The sequence below is a fragment of the Achromobacter sp. NPDC008082 genome (assembly GCF_042957345.1).
Lineage (GTDB): Bacteria > Pseudomonadota > Gammaproteobacteria > Burkholderiales > Burkholderiaceae_B > Achromobacter > Achromobacter kerstersii_A.
In genome coordinates this window covers 356,822-376,542 of the sequence record NZ_JBIBIB010000005.1, presented here as the reverse complement: position 1 = coordinate 376,542, position 19,721 = coordinate 356,822, and the positions used below count along the sequence as shown (strand labels likewise).

19 protein-coding genes and 1 pseudogene are annotated in these 19,721 nt (G+C 66.3%); 7 read left to right on the top strand and 13 right to left on the bottom strand.

Annotated features, from left to right (window positions below):
• Positions 1-10: 10 nt before the first annotated feature.
• The 3 genes from dsrO to ACFZAI_RS21640 form a co-directional block, all read right to left on the bottom strand.
• Entirely contained in the window at positions 11-772 is a 762-nt protein-coding gene (dsrO, locus tag ACFZAI_RS21650) for a sulfate reduction electron transfer complex DsrMKJOP subunit DsrO (protein ID WP_391568840.1), read from the bottom strand.
• 576 nt (positions 773-1,348) lie between these two features.
• Positions 1,349-1,780, bottom strand: a complete 432-nt coding sequence (locus ACFZAI_RS21645; RefSeq protein ID WP_391569188.1) for a DNA-deoxyinosine glycosylase — start codon at positions 1,778-1,780, stop codon at positions 1,349-1,351.
• A 192-nt stretch (positions 1,781-1,972) separates the two neighbouring features.
• Positions 1,973-2,095: a hypothetical protein gene (locus ACFZAI_RS21640; protein ID WP_391568839.1), complete on the bottom strand. Its 123-nt coding sequence runs from the start codon at positions 2,093-2,095 to the stop codon at positions 1,973-1,975.
• 289 nt (positions 2,096-2,384) lie between these two features.
• Between ACFZAI_RS21640 and ACFZAI_RS21635 the strand changes: the two genes are divergently transcribed.
• A complete protein-coding gene (locus tag ACFZAI_RS21635; protein WP_391568838.1) occupies positions 2,385-3,248 on the top strand; it encodes a pirin family protein in 864 nt (287 codons plus the stop codon).
• Between the two features lie 193 nt (positions 3,249-3,441).
• A complete protein-coding gene (locus ACFZAI_RS21630) occupies positions 3,442-4,473 on the top strand; it encodes an AraC family transcriptional regulator (RefSeq protein WP_391568837.1) in 1,032 nt (343 codons plus the stop codon).
• 52 nt (positions 4,474-4,525) lie between these two features.
• Here ACFZAI_RS21630 and ACFZAI_RS21625 read toward each other — a convergent pair whose 3' ends face one another.
• The 9 genes from ACFZAI_RS21625 to ACFZAI_RS21585 form a co-directional block, all read right to left on the bottom strand.
• Positions 4,526-5,125: a LysE family translocator gene (locus ACFZAI_RS21625; RefSeq protein ID WP_391568836.1), complete on the bottom strand. Its 600-nt coding sequence runs from the start codon at positions 5,123-5,125 to the stop codon at positions 4,526-4,528.
• Between the two features lie 78 nt (positions 5,126-5,203).
• Positions 5,204-6,100, bottom strand: coding sequence for a transporter (locus ACFZAI_RS21620; RefSeq protein ID WP_391568835.1), 897 nt, complete (start codon positions 6,098-6,100; stop codon positions 5,204-5,206).
• Complete coding sequence (locus ACFZAI_RS21615; RefSeq protein ID WP_391568834.1) at positions 6,097-7,719, bottom strand: phytoene desaturase family protein; 1,623 nt, start codon at positions 7,717-7,719, stop codon at positions 6,097-6,099. Before ACFZAI_RS21615 ends, ACFZAI_RS21620 begins: the two co-directional genes overlap by 4 nt.
• 32 nt (positions 7,720-7,751) lie before the next feature.
• Positions 7,752-8,270: a flavin reductase family protein gene (locus tag ACFZAI_RS21610; protein WP_391568833.1), complete on the bottom strand. Its 519-nt coding sequence runs from the start codon at positions 8,268-8,270 to the stop codon at positions 7,752-7,754.
• The gene (locus tag ACFZAI_RS21605; RefSeq protein WP_391568832.1) at positions 8,267-9,517 is read right to left on the bottom strand and encodes a styrene monooxygenase/indole monooxygenase family protein; all 1,251 of its coding nucleotides are present in this window, start codon (positions 9,515-9,517) and stop codon (positions 8,267-8,269) included. The genes ACFZAI_RS21610 and ACFZAI_RS21605 overlap by 4 nt, the downstream gene beginning before the upstream one ends.
• A gap of 66 nt (positions 9,518-9,583) precedes the next feature.
• Positions 9,584-10,372 carry an SDR family oxidoreductase gene (locus ACFZAI_RS21600; protein WP_391568831.1) on the bottom strand — a complete coding sequence of 263 codons (789 nt, stop codon included), beginning with the start codon at positions 10,370-10,372 and terminating at the stop codon, positions 9,584-9,586.
• A 226-nt stretch (positions 10,373-10,598) separates the two neighbouring features.
• Entirely contained in the window at positions 10,599-11,228 is a 630-nt protein-coding gene (locus ACFZAI_RS21595) for a class I SAM-dependent methyltransferase (protein ID WP_391568830.1), read from the bottom strand.
• A gap of 165 nt (positions 11,229-11,393) precedes the next feature.
• Positions 11,394-13,250: a phosphoenolpyruvate carboxykinase (GTP) gene (locus ACFZAI_RS21590; protein ID WP_391568829.1), complete on the bottom strand. Its 1,857-nt coding sequence runs from the start codon at positions 13,248-13,250 to the stop codon at positions 11,394-11,396.
• 141 nt (positions 13,251-13,391) lie between these two features.
• Positions 13,392-15,014, bottom strand: coding sequence for an acyl-CoA synthetase (locus tag ACFZAI_RS21585; RefSeq protein WP_391568828.1), 1,623 nt, complete (start codon positions 15,012-15,014; stop codon positions 13,392-13,394).
• Positions 15,015-15,117: 103 nt separating this feature from the next.
• Between ACFZAI_RS21585 and ACFZAI_RS21580 the strand changes: the two genes are divergently transcribed.
• Complete coding sequence (locus ACFZAI_RS21580) at positions 15,118-15,915, top strand: TetR/AcrR family transcriptional regulator (protein WP_391568827.1); 798 nt, start codon at positions 15,118-15,120, stop codon at positions 15,913-15,915.
• Here ACFZAI_RS21580 and ACFZAI_RS21575 read toward each other — a convergent pair.
• A pseudogene (locus tag ACFZAI_RS21575) lies at positions 15,807-16,763 on the bottom strand (SDR family oxidoreductase); the annotation flags it as partial. The gene ACFZAI_RS21580 and the pseudogene ACFZAI_RS21575 sit on opposite strands and share 109 nt — an antisense overlap.
• Before the next feature lie 5 nt (positions 16,764-16,768).
• On the opposite strand from ACFZAI_RS21575, the gene ACFZAI_RS21570 reads away from it, so the two are divergent.
• The 4 genes from ACFZAI_RS21570 to ACFZAI_RS21555 all read left to right on the top strand — a co-directional run bounded on the left by ACFZAI_RS21570 (position 16,769) and on the right by ACFZAI_RS21555 (position 19,697).
• Entirely contained in the window at positions 16,769-16,894 is a 126-nt protein-coding gene (locus tag ACFZAI_RS21570; protein WP_391568826.1) for a hypothetical protein, read from the top strand.
• A 114-nt stretch (positions 16,895-17,008) separates the two neighbouring features.
• Positions 17,009-17,833 (top strand): enoyl-CoA hydratase/isomerase family protein, encoded by an 825-nt coding sequence (locus ACFZAI_RS21565; protein WP_391568825.1) that lies wholly within the window; start codon positions 17,009-17,011, stop codon positions 17,831-17,833.
• A gap of 79 nt (positions 17,834-17,912) precedes the next feature.
• A complete protein-coding gene (locus tag ACFZAI_RS21560; protein WP_391568824.1) occupies positions 17,913-19,187 on the top strand; it encodes a Zn-dependent hydrolase in 1,275 nt (424 codons plus the stop codon).
• Between the two features lie 174 nt (positions 19,188-19,361).
• Positions 19,362-19,697, top strand: a complete 336-nt coding sequence (locus ACFZAI_RS21555; RefSeq protein WP_100855233.1) for a co-chaperone YbbN — start codon at positions 19,362-19,364, stop codon at positions 19,695-19,697.
• Positions 19,698-19,721: the final 24 nt, after the last annotated feature.

The window sequence follows — 19,721 nt, the reverse complement described above, 5'->3', positions numbered from 1 at the left end:
CTTCAGTGACTCAATGTCCGCCAGCCAAGCGCACGCCGGCTTGGCCGTCGACCTGGTGCACGAATGCGTCGGGCAGGCCGATGTAATAGACGTGGGGGTCGGTTTTCATTTCGGGCTTGAGGACTTTGATGTCGGCCTTGTGTTCGACGAGCAGTTTGGAGATGGCGCTGCCGGGGTCGTTCATGTCACCGATGACGCGTGCGCCGCCGACGCAGCTTTCGACGCAAGCCGGGAGCAGGCCGGCTTCCAGGCGATGCTCACAGAAGGTGCATTTGTCGGCGGTCTGGGTGTCGTGGTTGATGAAGCGGGCGTCGTAAGGACAGGCCTGGACGCAGTAGGCGCAGCCGACGCAGCGTTCGTTGTCGACGAGCACGATGCCGTCTTCGCGCTGGAAGGTGGCTTGCACGGGGCAGACGGGCACGCACGGGGGGTTGTCGCAGTGGTTGCAAAGGCGCGGCAACATGACCATGGCACAGGGGCCGCCGTCGTCGGGGGTGACTTCGTATTGCAGGACGGTGGTGCGGAATTGGCCGATGGGGGGCAGGTTTTCGAGCGAACAGCTGACGGTGCAGGATTGGCAGCCGATGCATTTACGCATGTCGACGACCATGCCGTAGCGCTTGCCGGGGATGCCGGGGCGGCGCGGCGGCTGGCTGTTCAGCCCGGTGGCTTCGGCGTGGATGGGGATGATGGTGGCGGCGGCGCTTAGGCCCAGTAGGCCTTTGAGAAAGCCGCGTTTGCTGGAGGGGGGGTGTTCGGGTGCGGGGGGCATGGGTTTGGGGGTGCTCGTGACGGGTAGCTATTAGTTGTTATGAACTTATCACTCCTGGTTATATAGAGGGTTGATATGGGTCAAATGGGGGACGGAGATATGGGGGTGGTGTGTTGGGGGCTGTTTGTCCCAGGGTTGCTTGCCGGGGGCTGGTTCTTGGGCCGCCGGGAGTTCCGTGGGCGGGGCGGTCGCGGCCAACGATGACGGTCCGGCCCGCCGGGGCCGGACTGCCCCGTCCTCATCCTCGTCGCCTTCGGCTTCCTTCGGATTCCGTCGGGCGTCACCGAACGGCCGCAACCGCCCCGCCCACGGAACACCCGGCTGCGTCAGCGTTGAGCCACCGGCGCTGGGGCGAGCGGTGTGCTTGGCGTTTTGGCCAGGGGCTGAGGCTGCGGGAAGATCTTGCAGGGTCGCCAAAGTCGGCCGCCCTGCGCGGCCTTTTTTGGCTTTGGGGGGTGGCTTGGCGCAGGGTGGGCTTTGCTTTGGGCGCTTTGCTTTGGGGCTTTGCTTTGGCGCTTTGCTTTGGGCGCTTTCTTTACGGGGCCGGAGGCCTGCTGCTTGCTGCGGGGTGACTTGCTAGGGTTTCAGCGCCCTGCTCCAGGCTGCCAGCTTCGTTTCGAATGAGGCGGCGGCGTGGGCGGGGCTGGTGGACGGCAGGTCTTGGTAGTCCAGGGTGGCCGTCAGGGTGGGCATCACGTGGCGGCGGAAGAGGGTTGCGGCTTTGGCGCCATTGAAGCAGATGCGGGTGATGGCCGGGTGCGCTTGCAGAAAGGCGGCGAAGTCGTTGGGGATCAGGGTGTCGTGGCGGATGTCTGCGTCCAGGCTGCCAGGGCGCTCGCAGGTTTGCAGCACGTCCCATAGGGCGACGCCCGCAGCTTGCAGGGCTTGCAGGCGCTGGGGGTAGTCTGCCGTGGCGTCAAAGCCCAGGGCTTGGGCGGCAATGGGCCAGAACGCGTTGCGGGGGTGGGCGTAGTAGCGGGCTTGCTTCAGCGACGCTACCCCGGGCATGGAGCCCAGGACGAGGACGCGCGCGTCGGGGGTGGCGACGGGGGCAAAGCCTGAGACGGGTTCGATGCGCCCGGCGGGCGCGGGGTCCACGCGTTGTTTCATCGCGGGAAGGATACGTCAGCCGGGAAATTGGCGCAGCGCGTCAGGGCAAGCATCAGGCCAGCATTTGGCGCAGCGCGTCAGGGCTAGGCATCAGGCCAGCGTTTGCCACAGCAGGTAGAGCTTGCCGACCAGCAGGCCGGCGGCGATGCCTACGGCGGCCAGGGACAGGAAAGAGGCGATGGAGCGCAAGCGGAAGGGAGCGGTAGAGGTCATGGGATCGGAAGGCAATTGAAGCGTGGGTGGTAGGTGGGATGCCGGCGCTGCCGGTGTCATGGGTGAACTCTACGGTTGCCCAAGCGCTTGAAATATCGGACTTTTCCTAAAAATCACGTTCTCATCCATTAGGCTGATGCCATAAAGTTGTAGATGTGAACGAATGGTCATCGTCCGATTCATGGAACAGTCCTTATCACTTTCCGGGTCTACCGAAACGAGTGTTCCGCCCTTATCTTTATCGCTATGTCGAACGGCTCCGATGGGGCCGCGCAATTGGAGTTGAATCATGAAGAAGATCCTCGGCCTGCATGCGGCCCCTCGCCCCCACTGGGTGGGTGATGGCTTTCCCGTGCGCTCGATGTTCTCTTACAACGACAAGGGCAAGAACGTCAGCCCGTTTCTGCTGTTGGATTACGCCGGCCCGGCGAAGTTCGAGCCGGCTGATCAGCCGCGCGGAGTGGGTCAGCATCCGCATCGCGGCTTTGAGACCGTGACGATTGTGTACAGCGGTGAAGTGGAACACCGCGATTCCACCGGCAATGGCGGCGTGATTGGGCCGGGCGATGTGCAATGGATGACGGCGGCGTCGGGCATTCTGCACGAGGAATTCCATTCGCACGCGTTCACGCGCTCGGGTGGCGAGCTTGAGATGGTGCAGTTGTGGGTGAACCTGCCCGCCAAGGACAAGGCGGCGGCGGCGGGTTACCAGAGCATTCTCAATGCGGATATTCCGGTGGCGCAATTGCCGGATGGCGCGGGCAGCGTGCGGGTGATCGCGGGTAATTTCGCGGGTCATGCCGGGCCTGCGCATACCTTCACGCCGATTGACGTGTGGGACGTGCGCTTGAATGCGGGCAAGTCGGCGGCGTTTCCCATTCCTGCGGGCCGCAACAGCATGCTGGTGATGCTGCGCGGCACGGTGTTGGTCAATGGGGAAACGGTGGCGCGCGATGCGCAGTTGGCGCTGTTCTCGCAGGATGGGGAAAGCATCACGGTCGAAGCGAACAACGACGCCGTGTTCCTCATTTTGAGCGGCGAGCCGATTGATGAGCCTGTGGTGGGGTACGGCCCGTTTGTGATGAACACGCAGGCGGAAATCGTTGAAGCCATCCAGGACTTCAACGCCGGACGCTACGGCCAGATGCACTGACCTGCCGGCATTGTTGCCATCGTCAGAAAACCGCGGATGTCCTCCGCGGTTTTCTGCATTTTGCGGACAGCGTACGCAAAATGCGGACAGGCTCCCGGGCTGCGGGACGGGTTTTCCACCAGTCACCCGGGACCGGCACCGCTTTACTATCAGAGCCTTCAAGGCCCGTGAGACCCCGCAAGGACGCCCCGCCATGCTCAACCCGACATCGTCCGCCTCCAGCACGACCTGGCCGCCCGCCGGCCCCCGGATCGAGTCGGTGCTGGGCTTGCCGGCGCAGCAGTTATTTGCATCGGGCGATCTGGACGAGGCGCGTTCCATGGTGGGCCGTGTGATGCGTCCGCATCATTTGGGTGTGGTGGGCGCGGCGCAGCGGCTGGACGCGCGCATGCATCATCTGCCGCTGGGCGAGGTCTCGCTGAACCGCCTGCGCTATGGCGCGCAGGTTGAGATCCGGCCGGGGCCGTTGGAAGATTTCTTCCTGGTGCAGATGCCGTTGTCGGGTTCCGCCTGTATCCGCAGCGGCCCGCAGCAGGTGGATTCCACATCGGAGCTGGCTTCCGTGGTCAGCCCCGACGATGATTTGGCCATGTGCTGGAGCAGCGACAACGATCAGTTCATGTTGCGCGTGGGGCGCTCGTTGTTGGAGCGCACGCTGGTGGGGCAACTGGGCGGTACGCTGGACAGGCCGCTGCGTTTTCAGCTGGGGTTCCGCTGGCGCGATTGTCCGGCTTGGCGATGCCTGATGACGTATCTGCTGGACTGTTCATCGCAGCACGCCGACCTGGCCACGCACAAGCTGATCGTGCATCAGATGGAGCAACTGGTGGCCGCCACCCTGCTGTCGGCCCATCCCCACAATTACACGGGCGTGCCGCCTGGCCGTCGCGGCGCGGTGCTGCCGCGCCATGTGCGCAGCGTGCAAGACTACCTGCAAGCGCATGCGCACGAGCCGGTCAGCGCCGAGCACCTGGCGCGCATTGCGGGCGTCAGCGTGCGCAGCCTGTATGCGGGGTTCAAGGAATTCCTAGACGTAAGCCCCATGCATTATCTGCGTGACCTGCGCATGGAACGCGCGCGCGCCGAGCTGCTGTCGGGCGAAAGCCAGAACATCGCCAGCGTGGCGCTGCGTTGGGGGTTTGCGCACATGGGGCGGTTCAGCGCCGGGTACAAGGCGCGCTATGGCGAAAGCCCAAGCGAGAGCTTGCGGCGGCTGGGCGGTTAAGGCCGCCCTGCTCACTGCGCCCTATCGAAAGGCGGCGCGGTTGGGCGCCGCGCTATCGGAATGCCGCCCAGGCCAGGCTTAGCGAAAAAATTCCCAGCACAACCGATGCCCCGCGCTGCACCTGCGCCGGGCTGATCCACTTGATTTTCTGGCTGCCTAGCGACGCGCCAAACGCTACCCACATCAGTCCGATCGGCAGCAGCAGCGCCGCGAACATCGCCATGAAGACCAGATACGTGGACACGGTCAAAAAAGCCGCAGGCGGAAAGATGGCGCTGGCGAACAGGATGCCTTTGGGATTGAGCAGCGTCGCCACAAACAGCGTGCGCATGCCAATCACTTGCTGCGCGGCCGATGGCACGGTTTGCGCTGCCCGCCACATGCGGATGGACAAATAGGCGATGTACACGCTGGCCGCCACGCGCACCACGGCCGGCAGCCACGGGAACGCCTGCGCCGCCTGTTCCAGGAAGCGGCCCCAGACCGTGATGCTGATGAGGTAGCCGGCCAGTTCTGCGCCGGTCAAGCGTGCTGACCTCAGGAAGCCTTGGCGCAAGCCGGCCGCGGCCAACAAGGTATTGGTGGGGCCGGGCATCGCCAGAATAACGGCGACCCCTGCCAGGAACAATCCAAGCGTCGAAGCGGTGTACATGAAGCCAGGGCAGACAGCTGAAGAGGCCGTCTTGTATCACGCGGGCGCGGCGGCGGGCAAACCCTGGCCGCCCGGCATTCAAAACGGAATCGCCAGCTTCACGTACAGTTGCGACCCTTCTGGCCGGTTCTTCACCTTGAATTCCTGCTGCCACTTGGCGGTGAACAACCAGCCCTTGTCGTTCAGGTATCGCACCGACGGCCCGACCCCAAACGCGCGCGCGCGGCCCGCGGCGCTGTTCGGCCCGCTGTCGTCCGTTACCTGCTGGAAGGCGTGGCCGCCCACGCCCAGCACCCAGCCCTTGCCCACGCCCCAACCCAGCGCGTAGTCGGCGTGGATGGCCTGGCCGGAACGGGTGTCCGTAGCCGAGTTCGTGAAGTTGAAGTCGTACATCAGTTTCAGGTCGGCGTTGAAGCCATCGGGGCTGATGCGGCTTAGCGCGAACACGGGTTGCGCCGTCCAGTAGTTCTTGCCCAGGCTGGACGGGTCGTTGCGGTGGTACTCGCCCGTGGGCGCGTACATATCCAGCCCGACCACATAATGCAGCGACGGCGACACGTGATAGCCCAGCGCCACGCCCAGCGTCATGTCGCCCAGGCCCGTGCTGCGGTAGCGTTCGCCGGCCGCCTTGAAGGTCACGTCCAGCAAGGGCGCGATGGCGTGAAAGGCCAGTTGTCCGCCCATCACCTGCTGCTCGGTCACCCAGATCAACCGCGGCGCCAGCACGTTGACGTCGACCTTGAAGCCCGGCACCGGCACACGTTCGCCATCGTTGCCACGCAGCGTGTCGTAGCGCGCTCCGCCGCCATAGACCAGCATGTGCACGCCGGGCGGCGGCAGCGCGCCCGACATGAAGTTTTCCAGGCCATCGGGGTAGATGCCCAGGCCGCCCCCTTCCGTGGCCGACGCCGCCCCGCCGGCCAGCGCCAATGCCACGGCGCAAGCCAGCCGCCGGGGTTCAAAGTGTGTGCTCATGTTCCGCTCCTGCCCGCACGGGGCGCCAGTTGTTGCGCGACGAGATAGCCGGAGCCGCCGCCCAGGCCGGGGCCGGGATGGGTAGAAGCGCCGATATGAAAGAGGTTGCGCAGCGGCGTGCGATGCCCGCGCGCGCCGTGGCTGCCGGCAAAGGGCCGCAGCCAGAAAAACTGGTCGGGCGAGCACACGCCCGAATACGGGTCGCCGCCCGCCAGGTTGACGTTCATGCCTTCAAGGTCGGCGGGCGAATAGCTGCGGCGGCCCACGATGCGGCCGGCAAGGCCCGGCATTACGCGTTCCAGACGCGCTTGCACGCGGTCGGCAACGGCTTCGCGCAACGCCTCGGTCCAGCGCCCGTCCGCAGGCACGTCGATCTGGCCCGCCGCATCGCCCTTGACGCGCACCGGCAGCTCTTGCATCTGCACCCACAAGATCCAGCCGCCGTCCGGCGCGCGCGAGGGGTCCACGGCAACGGGCTGGCCGATGGCCAAGGTGGGCCGCGCGGGCAACAGGCCGTTATTGGCCTCGGTGACCGACAGGCACACCTGCTCCATGCTTTCCGTCAGATGCACGAGCGGCACGTGGCGCAGTTCCGGCGTCAGCCAATCAGGCGGCGCATTCAGTGCGAAGTGAATCTGCATGCCGCCCCGGCCGTAGCGATACGCAGCGGCGCGCTGGCGCACGGGCGCGGGCGCATCCGGCAGCAGCTGTTCATACAGCTGGCCGGGCGTGACGTTGCACACCACGGCCTCGGACGCGGCGTACTCACGGCCGTTGGCCACCACGCCCACCGCGCGGCGCTTGCGGCCATCGCCGCGCGTCAGGATGCGTTCGACCGTTGCGCCGGTCATCAATTGGCCGCCGTGCTGTTCGATCACCTTGGCCAGCGCGGCGACGATGCCGCTGCCTCCGCCCTTCACCACCGGCATGCCGCCCGCCACCACCGCCGCGAAGGTCAGCTTGCCGATCAGGGCCGACGCGGCGTCATCCGGGCCCAGGCCCGTGTGCAACACCCATGGTGCGATCAGGGCGCGCGCGGCGTCGGACTGCAATGCGCATTCGGCCCAGCGCCGAAACGGCTCCATGGAATCGGCGGCGAAGGCGGCCAGGCCGTCCGCACCGCGCTTGCGCCATTCCTTGAACAACAGCTTCACCATGCCGGCGCCGTAGGGGTTCTGCCCCAACAGGCCGAAGGTCAACGCGGCATCTTCGCCAAACAGACGTTGCGCCATCTGCGCAAAGGCCGCGCCGTCGCCCGGCGCCCAGGCGTCCAGCCGGCGCGCGGCGTCGTCGATGTCTTGCTTGAGCGCCAGGCCGGAACCGTCGGGCAGCACCAGCCCCGTCGTGTAATCGCCCTGCATGAATTCCAAACCGGCCGCATGCAGTGCGGGTTTCAACGCCGCGTAGGCGGGGCTGCCGACAAACAGCGGATACCAGCAGGACAGCACGTCGTGCCGATAGCCGGGGAATAGTTCTTCGGTACGGATGCAGCCGCCCAGCCGGTCGTTGCGTTCCAGCACCAGCACCGATTTGCCGCGCTGCGCCAGCAGCGCCGCGCACACCAATGAATTCATGCCACTGCCGACGATGATGATCTGCGCCGCTGACGGGGTCGCCATGAATGCTCCAACGGGTATAGGGGTAGGCGCTGCTAGGCGGCGGTCAATGCGGTGAAGCGCCCGGCGTGGAACACCAGTGGCGCGGCCACGGTGCTGCTTGCGCTAGCCACGCGCAGCACGCGGCCAAACAGCAGCAGGTGGTCGCCTGCCGGGCTTTGCTGATCGTTGGCGCACACCAACGTGGCGACCGCGCCAGCGATGGCAGGCACGCCTTCCGGCACTTCATGCAGCGGCGTGCCGTCGAACTTGTCCGTCACGGCGGAACTGGCAAAGCGCATCGCCAGCGCTTCCTGGCCACAGGCCAACACGCTGATGGTGAAGTGCCGGCAGTCCCGAAACGCCGCCAGGTTCGGCGAATGGTTCACCAGGCTCCACAGCACCAGCGGCGGGTCCAGCGATAGCGAGGCGAACGAATTGATGGTCAGCCCGACATTGCGCCCGTCCGGGCAGCGCGTGGCCACAATGGCCACGCCCGTCGGATAGCTGCCCAGCACACCGCGCAGGACCTTGGGATGCAGGTCCGTGCTGCCCCAGTCCAGCGGGGCCGTCATGCCGCCGCCCGCGCCGCCCGCGCTGCATTCGAGGCGATGAACGCGTCGCAGGCGACATCGTCGCGCCACCACGGAAAGAACGCGGGCGGATGGTTGAAGCCGTTGGCGATGGCGCTGGCCAGCGCGGGTGCGTCTTCAGCCGCCTTCAGCAGCTTCAACAGATGCGGCGGGGGCGGCAGCAGCATCGAGTTGGTCCATTCCACAACCGCTTCGCCATATTCCCAGAAGCGTTCGAACGTGCGCTGCATCCAGTCGGCGGTGAACGCGCCGTCGCCGTGCGCCACAATCGCGTCCAGGTAAACGGCGCAGGCCTTGGTGGCGTTGTTCGACCCCTGCCCCGTGATCGGGTCGTTGGTGACCACCGCGTCGCCCAGCCCGAACACGAGCCGGCCCGACGGCAAGGTCATCACCGGCTTGCGCACGGTGGGCGCGAAGCTGCCCGCAAGAATGCCGTTGGCGTCGGTCAGTTCCACCGCGCCGCAACGCTCGGCTTCCCAGGGTAGATAGGTGCGCAAGATGTGCAGGCTTTGCGCCAGATGTTCCTGGGGCGACTTGATGTCGCGCCAGCAGTCCATCGGCCCGCCCGGGATGCCTTCGAACACCATGATTTCGCAGGGGCCGCTTGTGGTCAGCGCGGGGAACACGAAGTATTCGCCCACGCCCGGAATCAGGTTGAACGCCACGCGGGAATAGTCCGGCGCGGGGCGCATGCCGCTGACATACGTCAGCGCCAGCGCGCGTTGCGGCCGGTCAAAGCGCGAGCGCTGCGCATCGCGCTCAAACAGTTTGACGACGTCGCCCTTGCCCGCGGCCAGCAGCACGAGATCATGCGACGCCGCCAGCAGTTCCAGTTCGGCAACGCCCCCATCCTGGATCAGCAGCTTGCCGCCGCGCGCTTCAAACAGCTCCATCCACGCCGGCATCTTGATGCGCTGGTCCACCGCTTGCGCGGGCTTGTCCAGCCGCGCCACCCAGTCGATGACCTTCTGGCCCGGTTGTTCGGGGTGCGGGACGGCCAGGCCGATGCCGTCAACGGTGGGGCAATCGGCCTCCCACAAGTTCAGGCCCAGGTCGCGCTCCACCTGCAACGACGCATCAAACATGCATTGGCTGGACATCACTTTGCCGTTGCGGATGTTGTCGGGGTCGCGGTTGGTGACGACCGTCACCGCGTATCCCTTGTCCAGCAGGCCCAACGCCAGGGGCAGTCCGGCCTGCCCGCCGCCCACGATTGCAATTCGACGCATCATTACTCTCCTTTGGATTGCCTGGCCCCGCGGTGCGCGCGGGCCGGTGGTGGCTTGCTGCCGGGCTTACTCGGCCAGGCGCGGAATGGCGGGGCGAGCCTGCTCCGGGCCCATGGCGGAGTAGCCGCCGTCCACCGCGTAGTCGGCGCCGGTCACGAAACTGGCGTGATCCGACAGCAAAAACGCCACGACCTCGGCCACTTCCGCCGGGTCACCCGCGCGGCCCAGCAAGTGGTAGTCGGCGGCAACGCGGTCGGTCTTGGCGCGGTCGCCTTGGGTCAGCTCGTCCATCACGCGTGACCATGTCCAACCGGGCGACACGGAATTCACGCGGATGCGGTCGGCGGCGTAATCCATCGCCAGGCTGCGGGTCACTTGCAGCAGCGCGGCCTTGGACACGGGATAAAGCCATCGGCCCGTCTGCGCCACGCGCGACGAGATGCTCGTGAAGTTGACGATGGCGCCGCCGCCTGCGGCGGCCAGATGCGGGTGAACGGCACGCGCGGCCATCACGGCGCTGACGACGTTGATGTCCAGCGCGCGCAGCCAGTCAGCGCGGCCGGAGGCGGCGCCGTCGTCCAGATAGGTGGCGGCCAGGTTGACGAGATAATCGATGCGCCCGAAGTGCGCGGCTACATCCGCCACGCCGCGCGCCAGTTGTGCATCGTCGGTGATGTCTACCGGCCAGAAGCGCGTTCCGGTCTTGTCGGCCGCGGCCACGCGTTCGCCGTTGGCGGCGTCGATATCGAACAGCGCCACGCGCACGCCCTTGGCGCGCAACGCGTGCACGACGCCCGCGCCGATCAGCGTGGCGCCGCCCGTCACAATGGCGACTTTGTTTTCCAGACCTTTCATCGCATCACCTCATCGCAGTGCTGATTGGATGAGGTGAATACTGGCGCGGCCGGCGGCCGCCCCGGTAGCCAGATCCGGCGGCGGCTATCCGCGGACTGCGGCTATTCGATGAAAGTCTGATGAATGTCGACGGACCTGGCCGAAATTAGCGGCGCCTGTCCGATTCCTGCAAGGGCGCGATGCGGCGCGACGCCGCGGCATGATCCCGCCCCCTGCGCGGCGCAGCCTACCCCACGCGCCGCCACACGCTCGCCAGCCAGGGCTGCTGCTCGCGCGGCAAGCCATCGGGGCGGTAATAGTGTTCAAGCTCTTCGAAGCCCGCGTTTGTCATCAATGCGCGCCAGCCTTCCAGGTCGTGATACGCGCCATAGCGCCCGCGATTCCACCCTTCCTGGTTGCCGCCGCGCGGGTTGGAACTGAACAGCACGCCGCCAGGCCGCAGCGCCGCCCACAACTCGCGCAGCACGCGCGGCAATTCCTGGCCCGGCACATGGAACAGCACCGCGTTGGCGTAGATGCCGTCAAAGCGCTCGGCGGGCAGCGCCAGTTGCAGAAAGTCTTGCTGCCAGACCTCGCAGCCGCTGGCCGCCTGCGCCATGCTGACAAAACTGGGCGTGCCATCCAGCCCCACCGGCCGATGCCCCAAGGCGGCAAAGGTCTTGAGATCGCGGCCGGGGCCGCAGCCCAGGTCCAGGATGTCGTAGGGCGGCGCGCCCGATATATGCCGAAGCAAGGCCGCGATGTTCTGGCTGACGTCGTGGTCGCGCGTGCCCGCTTCAAACGGCACCGCGTTCTCTTCGTAATGCGCCAAGGTCAATGAAGAGATCTTGGCCAGGTCTTCCGGATCGAGTTTCATGAACGCATTGTGCCTTGTGATCCCGCGTGGGGGGGCTCCGCGGAGCGGACAATAAAAAGCCCGCGCGCCGATGGGGCGCGCGGGCGGATACGAGTACGGTTCAGCTAAGCGGCCGCGGCTGAACGACCAGCGGCACGTTCAGCCCACCGGTCTACGCCCGGCAGATCAGGCCGCCAGCCGTCCTTCGATCTTCGTCTTGGTGGTCGGCAGGTCTTCAGGCAAGCCCGCCGCCAGTTGGCTGAACAGCTCGTCGTGCAGCGCGAGTTCGTCGCGCCACGCGCCAGCGTCCACCGACATGACTTGCTCGAACTTGTCGGGCGTGAACTCCAGCCCGGTCCAGTCGATGTCCTGGTAGCTGGGCGACACGCCAAACACCTGGTCCACGCCCTTGGACTGGCCGTCGATGCGGCCCAGCATCCAGCGCAGCACGCGCATGTTTTCGCCAAAGCCCGGCCACACGAACTTGCCATCCGGGCCCTTGCGGAACCAGTTGACGCAGTAGATGCGCGGCAAGGTGGCGCCCGCGGCTTCCAGTTGCTTGCCCAGCTTCAGCCAGTGGTTGAAGTAGTCGCTCATGTTGTAGCCGCAGAACGGCAGCATGGCGAACGGGTCGCGGCGCACCACGCCCTGCTGCCCGGCGGCCGCGGCGGTGGTTTCCGAGCCCATGGTGGCGGCCATGTACACGCCTTCGACCCAGTTGCGCGCTTCGGTCACCAGCGGCACGGTGGTGGAGCGGCGGCCGCCGAAGATGAACGCGTCGATGACGACGCCCTTCGGGTTTTCCCATTCGGGGTCGATAGACGGGCATTGAGCGGCGGGCGCGGTAAAGCGCGCGTTCGGGTGCGCGGCCTTGCGGCCGGTTTCGCGCGCAATGGCGGGCGTCCAGTCCTGGCCTTGCCAGTCGATCAGGTGCGCGGGCGGCGTGTCGGTCATGCCTTCCCACCAGACGTCGCCGTCATCGGTCAGCGCCACGTTGGTGAAGATGACGTTGGCCTTCAGCGTGGCCATGGCGTTGAAGTTGGTCTGCTCGCTGGTGCCCGGGGCCACGCCGAAATAGCCGGCTTCCGGGTTGATGGCGTGCAGGCGGCCGTCGGGGCCGGGTTTGATCCAGGCGATGTCATCGCCAATGGTCGTGACCTTCCAGCCGTCCATGCCTTGCGGCGGGATCAGCATGGCGAAGTTGGTCTTGCCGCAGGCCGACGGGAATGCCGCGGCCACGTGGTACTTGCGGCCCTTGGGCGAGGTCACGCCCAAAATCAGCATGTGTTCGGCCAGCCAGCCCTGGTCGCGGCCCATGGTGGAGGCGATGCGCAGCGCGAAGCACTTCTTGCCCAGCAGCGCGTTGCCGCCGTAGCCGGAACCGAAGCTCCAGATTTCGCGGCTCTTGGGGAAATGCACGATGTACTTGGTGGGGTTGCACGGCCAGGCCACGTCGGCTTCGCCGGCGGCCAGGGGCTTGCCCACGGAATGCACGCAAGGCACGAAGTCGCCATCGGCGCCCAGCACGTCATACACCTGCTTGCCCATGCGCGTCATGATGCGCATGTTGACGGCCACGTACGGGCTGTCGGAGAGTTCGACGCCGATGTGGGCGATGTCGGAACCCAGCGGGCCCATCGAGAACGGCACCACGTACAGCGTACGGCCGCGCATGGCGCCGTCGAACAGGCCGTTCAGGGTGTCGCGCATCTCGGCCGGGTCGGCCCAGTTGTTCGTGGGGCCGGCGTCTTCCGGCCGGTCGGAACAGATGAAGGTGCGGTCTTCCACGCGCGCCACGTCGGACGGGTCCGAGCACGCCAGGAAGGAATTGGGCCGCTTGGCGGGGTTGAGCCGGCGCATGGTGCCGGCTTGGACCATCTGTTCGCACAGGCGGTCATATTCTTCTTGCGAGCCGTCGCACCACACGACGCGATCCGGCTTGGCCAGGGCAACAAAACTGGCTACCCAGTCGATCAGGCCGCGATGCTTGACGTAGGCTGGCACGTTCAACGCGGCCAAACCCCCATCCAATGGCTTATTCATTGGGGTTATCTCCATGCTTTGACTAATGGTGATACGGCCCCAATTGTGTGGGGCCGTATGCAATTTGCGCCATCATACTTGCAGCGCTGGGCAACCCGTCAACCCATCCACATGGACGAGATTGTCACGGGTTGAGACGGTTCAGGAATAGGTGCCGTCACGCAGCTCCCTGCGGATGATCTTGCCGGTGGCGGTGGTTGGCAAACTGGTTACAAACCGGATGGCGCGCGGGTATTCATGGGCAGCCAGACGCGTGCGTACATGCGCCTGCAAAGCCTTGACAAGATCGTCATTGCCCTCGACGCCCTCATTCAGCACCACATAGGCCATGACGATTTCGGTGCGCTGCGCATCCGGCACGCCCACCACCGCCGCCATGCGCACGGCGGGGTGCCCGATCAGGCAGTCTTCGATGGGGGCCGGGCCGATGCGGTAGCCCGCGCTGGTGATGACGTCGTCGTTGCGGCCCACGAATCGGATGAAGCCCTGGGCGTCGCGCACGCCCTGGTCGCCCGTCAGCAGGACGTCGCCCACGAATTTCTCGGCGGTGGCCTCGGGATTGTTCCAGTAGCCCAGGAACATGACCGGGTCCGGCCGCAATACGCCGATGTTGCCCTCTTGTCCATCGGCCACTTCAACGCCTTGGTCATCCACAATAAGCACCCGATGGCCGGGCGCGGCGCGGCCGATAGACCCGATTTCCGGGTCAAACAACGACGAGCACGACGACACCAACATATTGCATTCGGTCTGGCCGTAGAACTCGTTGATGGTCACGCCCAGCACGCGGCGGCCCCAGTCGATGAGTTCAGACCCCAGGGATTCCCCGCCGCTTGCCACCGAGCGCAGCGCCAGCGGCCCCGCGCCCTCCGGGTAGGCGGACCCGCGCATCATCTTCAGCGCGGTGGGCGGCAGAAAGGTGTGCGTCACGCCGTGGCGCGCCATCAGCTCCAGCGCGGACGCGCCGTCGAATTTCTCGAAGCGGCGCGCCAGCACCGGCACGCCGTGGTGCCAGGCGGGCAGCAACACATCCAGCAGCCCGCCAATCCAGGCCCAGTCGGCTGGCGTCCACATCAGGGCGGCGTTCTCGGGGAAGAATTCGTGCGACATCTCCACGCCCGGCAAGTGGCCCAGCAACACGCGATGCGCGTGCAGCGCGCCCTTGGGCTTGCCGGTGGTGCCTGATGTGTAGATGATCACGGCGGGGTCGTCGGCCGCCGTCTGCACCGGGGTGTAGTCGGGGGATTCGGCGGCCAGCGCCGGGTGAAACGGCACGGCGTCGCCGTCGCCATCGCCGTCGATGCAATAGATGACTTTCAAATCCGGCAGGCTCGCGCGAATTTCGCGCAGCTTGCGGCAGCCTTCGGTGTCCGTCACCAGCGCGGCCGCGCCGCTGTTGGCCAGCCGGAACTGAATGGCGTCCACGCCAAACAGCGTAAAGAGCGGCACCGCCACCGCGCCCATCTTATAGACGGCGATATGGGTCATGGCCGTTTCAGGCGCCTGCGGCAAATACACCGCCACGCGGTCGCCGCGCCGCACGCCGTGGCGGGCCAGGCTGTGGGCCAGGCGGTTGGATTGTTCCTTGATGTCGTCAAACGAATAGCGCGTTTGCGCGCCGTCGCTCTTTTCGAAGATCAGGGCCAGGCGGCCGCTGCCGTCGGCCCATTTGTCGCAGGCGTCGACGCCAATGTTGAACGCCGCCGGCACCTGCCATTGGAATTCGGACACAAGCTGCTTATAAGATCCGGCTCGGGACAGCATGGTTTTGTCTCTGATGTTGTTATGGATTCATCCAGGGGCTTGCTCTACCGGCTTGACCCTGGCTCAATAATAAGCTCCGCCTACCCGCCCCACCGCCGTCCGCATGGAAAAAACCCCCGCCGTACCGATACGCCGTCCGCCTGCCAGCGCCAAGTCCGAGCAGCGGATACGCGACATCCTGCACATGGCCCGCCAGGTCTTTTCCGAGGCCGGCTTCCAGGCCGCCACGACGACCGACATCGCCCAGCGGCTGGGCGTATCCGAAGCCACCATCTTTACGTACTTCGGCGGCAAGCGGGAACTGTGCGTGCGAGTGATCAGCGATTGGTATGACGAAATCATCACCAAGGTGGAAGACAGCCTGCCCCATGTGCAGGGTGCGCGCGCGCAATTGCATTATCTGGTGCATGCGCATTTGCGGCATCTGCTGGCCGAGGGGCCGGGGCTGTGCGCGTTCATTTTGTCTGAAGGGCGTGCGCGCAACGATGATTTCGGCGAGGTCTACGCCGGGCTGCAACGCCGCTACACCGCGCCGCTGATGCGGATTCTGGCGCAGGGCCAGGCGGATGGCGACATCCGGCGCGACATGCCGTTGCGATTGCTGCGGTCCACCGTGTATGGCCCGATGGAGCACGTACTGTGGGACGCCATCCTGCGCGGCGCGCGCGTGGACGTGGCCGCCACCGCCGACCAGCTGGTCGGCTTTCTGTGGCAGGCCTTGCAGCCGCCGCGCCAGGACACGCTGGCGCTGGCCCGGTTCCGCGGCGAAGTGCGCGACGCGCTGCATCGGCTTCAGGCGTCCGAAGCGTCGGAAGGGTCCGAAGCGTCGGACGGATCAGACGATGCAGACGGCCCCGCTTCCGCCCCCGGCTCTGCAAACAAGGACGGCGCCACATACTGAGGAAAGCCGTTGTAGACCTCGCCGCGTTCGGCGGGCTGCAACGTCCACGAATGGCGCGCGTTGGGCACCCCGCCATCAACCCGGATGACGCTGCCGTTAATGAACGCCGCCGCGGGCGACAGCAGGAACACCACCGCCGCCGCCAGCTCGGCCTCGGTGCCGAAGCGCTGTAGTGGCACCTTGGTTTTCAGCTCGCGCAGCACCGCGCGGTAGTGGTCGTCGTAGCTGTCCATGCCGCTGGACGCGATCCATCCCGGCGCCACCGCGTTGACCCGCACCCCGGCATGCGCCCATTCGCAGGCGGCGGTTTCCGTCAGGTTCCACACCCCGGCGCGCGCCGCCCCCGAATGGCCCATGCCCGGCATGCCGCCCCAGATGTCGGCCAGCATGTTGACGATGGCGCCGCCGTGCTGGCGCATGTGCTGCGTATAGACCTCGCGCGCCATCAGGAAAGTACCGTGCAGATTGTTCTGCACCACGGCATTCCAGCCGTTGAAACTGATGCGGTCCAGCGGCGCGGGAAACTGCCCGCCCGCGCAATTGAACAGCCCGCCGATAGCGCCATGGCGGGTCAGCACGTCAGACACCGTGGCGCGCACACCGGCTTCATCGCGAATATCGCAAGCATGCAGGCTGATGCGATTCGCGGCTTCCGGGTAGATGCGCGCAAGCTCGGCGGCCGCCGCATCCAGCTTGTCCTGCTTGCGGCCCACCAGCGCCAGGCGGGCGCCCAGCGCCGCCAGTTCATGCGCGGTGCAGCGCCCCAACCCGCTGCCGCCGCCCGTGACGACGACGGTCTTGCCGTCGAATAAACCGGGCCGGAAAACCGACGCATAGCGTGAATCTGCGGGGGATGAATCTACGCGGGGTGAATCTGCGTGGGGTGAATCTGCGCGGGGCCTGGCGGGGGAATCAGTGCGCGTATCGGCAGACTGGCCGCCGGAAAGTGGATTCATGTCTCGCTCCGTTATTTTTTTGAGGATAACTCAATATTTTTATCGAAGTCATCCTGAATGGCCCGATTTACGCCAGGAATCACCCGCTTTATGATCCAACGTTATTGAGCCAAATTCAAAAGAACAGGAGCTTCCGCATGACCGAGCCCACGCCGCTGTCCGCCCCGCTGTCTGCCCCGCTCGACATCGCCCACGACGGCGCCATCGTCCGCCTGACACTGAACCGCCCCGACATGCGCAACGCGTTCGACGAAACCTTGATCGCCGCGCTGACCGCCGCAGTCAAGCAGGCGGGCGAAGACCCCCGCGTGCGCGTGCTGCTGTTGACGGGCGCGGGCAAGGCGTTCTGCGCGGGCGGCGACTTGAACTGGATGCGCAAGATGGCCACCTATTCCGACGCCGACAACCGCGCCGACGCCGCCCGGCTGGCCGGCATGCTGCACACCATCTGGTCATGCCCCAAGCCCGTCGTCGCCTGCGTAAACGGCGACGCCTACGCGGGGGGCATGGGCTTGCTGTCAGCCTGCGACATCGCGGTGGCGGCAGACAGCGCGCACTTCTGCTTGTCCGAAACCCGGCTGGGCCTGACGCCCGCCACGATCAGCCCCTATGTGATCCGCGCCATGGGCGAGCGCGCGGCCAACCGATACTTCCTGACCGCCGAACGCTTCGACGCCGCCACCGCGCTGCGCCTGGGCCTGCTGCACGAGGTGGCGCCGGCGGAACAATTGCACGCCATCACCGACGCCATCTGCCGCACGTTATGCGCCAACGGCCCCGACGCGGTCCAAGCCAGCAAACGGCTGGTGCGAGACTTCGCAGGGCAGCCCATCAACGCCGGGCTCATCCACGACACCGTCGAACGCATCGCCGCATGCCGCAGCACGGATGAGGCCCGCGAAGGGGTCGCGGCGTTTCTGGAAAAGCGGGAACCGTCGTGGCGGGAGCCAGGGCTTTCCTGACGGCGCTGCCACGGAACGCCGCACGAAGACGGCCCTGACGGGCATGACATAATCCCTGGCGCATCGTTCAGGAATTCTCATGCCGCATCCCTCCCCCGCTTTTCCCCCTCTCAATGCCGAACGCCTCTGGTCCCGCGTTGAAACCCTGTCCCGCTTCACCCTGCCCGACGTCCCCTGGACGCGCCGCGCGTTTTCGCCGCTGTTCAACGACGCGCGCGCCTGGCTGCGCAGCGAGTTTGAAGCGGCGGGTCTGACGACGCGGCTGGATGCGGGCGGGAACCTGGTTGGCACGCGCGCCGGCCGCAACCCGGCCAAGAAACCTATCGCTACCGGCTCGCACTGCGACACCGTCATGGCCGGCGGCCGGTTTGACGGCATCATCGGCGTGTTGGCGGGCATTGAGGTGGCGCACACGATGCAGGAACACGGCATCGAACTGGACCATCCGTTTGAAGTCATCGACTTCCTTTCTGAAGAGCCCAGCGACTACGGAATCTCGTGCGTAGGCAGCCGCGCGCTGTGCGGCCAGCTCTCGGCCGACATGCTGGCCGCCCGCAACCCGGAAGGCGAAACGCTGGCGCAAGGAATCGCCCGCATCGGCGGCGACCCGGCCGCGTTGGGTGCGCCGCTGCGCCGCGCGGGCGACACGGCGGCGTTCGTTGAACTGCATATCGAACAAGGCCCCGTGCTGGAAAGCCGCGGGCTGCCGATTGGTGTGGTCACCAACATCGTCGGCATTCGCCGCGTGCTGATCGTGGTGGAAGGCCAGCCCGACCACGCGGGCACCACGCCCATGGATATCCGGCGCGATGCGCTGGTAGGCGCGGCGCGCATTATTGATGCAGCCAGCCGCCAGGCCAGTGCGGCCAGCGGCAACCCGCATTACGTGGTGGCCACGGTGGGCCGCTTGTCGATGACGCCCAACGCCGCCAACGCGGTGCCGGGCCGCGTCGAGCTCACGCTTGAAATGCGCAGTGACAGCAACGCCGTGCTGGACACGTTTCCTGAAACGTTGATGGCGGGCGTGGCCGATGACCTGAAGGCGCTGCGCCTGACGGCCCACTTCTCGCAGCTGAGCCGCGCGCAACCCACCGACTGTTCGCCGCTGGTGATGGACGCGGTGAAGGCCGCCGCCGACCAGTTGGGTTACGCGTCCATGCGCCTGCCCAGCGGCGCGGGCCACGACGCCGTGTACATGGCGCCCACCGGCCCCATCGGCATGATCTTCATCCCCTGCCTGAACGGCCGCAGCCATTGCCCGGAAGAGTGGATTGAACCGGCGCAGCTGCTGGACGGCACGCGCGTGCTGTATCAGTCGGTGCTGGAACTGGACCGCGTGCTGCGCGGCGGCTGAGGCCGCGCGATTGTGACAAACCGGTTGTGGGGAGACGCGTTTTCGCCAGCGCCGCTGGTTGAGCAGCCCCCCTGCCGCCGCTGCGGTTATCGCCGGGCGGCAGGCGGTGCGCTGCCATAATGGACGCCTTGCGCCGGGTTCGTCCGGCGCCCACCGCACGTATTCTTGCCGCCCATGGAACAGATAGAACTCAACGACAGCACCGCCGACCGCTACCTGCTGGATGCCCCCGGCCTGACGCTGCTGGTCTTTCATAGCCGTACCTGCGGCACCTGCCGCATCGCGCGTGAGCAATTGCCCGCGCTGGAATTGCCCGTCGAACGCGTTTGCTGGGTGGATGCGGGCGACAACCGCGGCCTGGTGGAACGCTACGAAGTCTTCCACCTGCCCGCCATGTTCGTCACGCGCGACGGCGCTTTCTTTGGTCCGGTGCAATCGACGCTTGCCGAATGGGATCTTCGCCAGCAGATCGGCCTGGCGCTGGACAGCTACCCCGCCGAACTGCCGTGAGCACGCCGGTGTCCACGCCCGCCC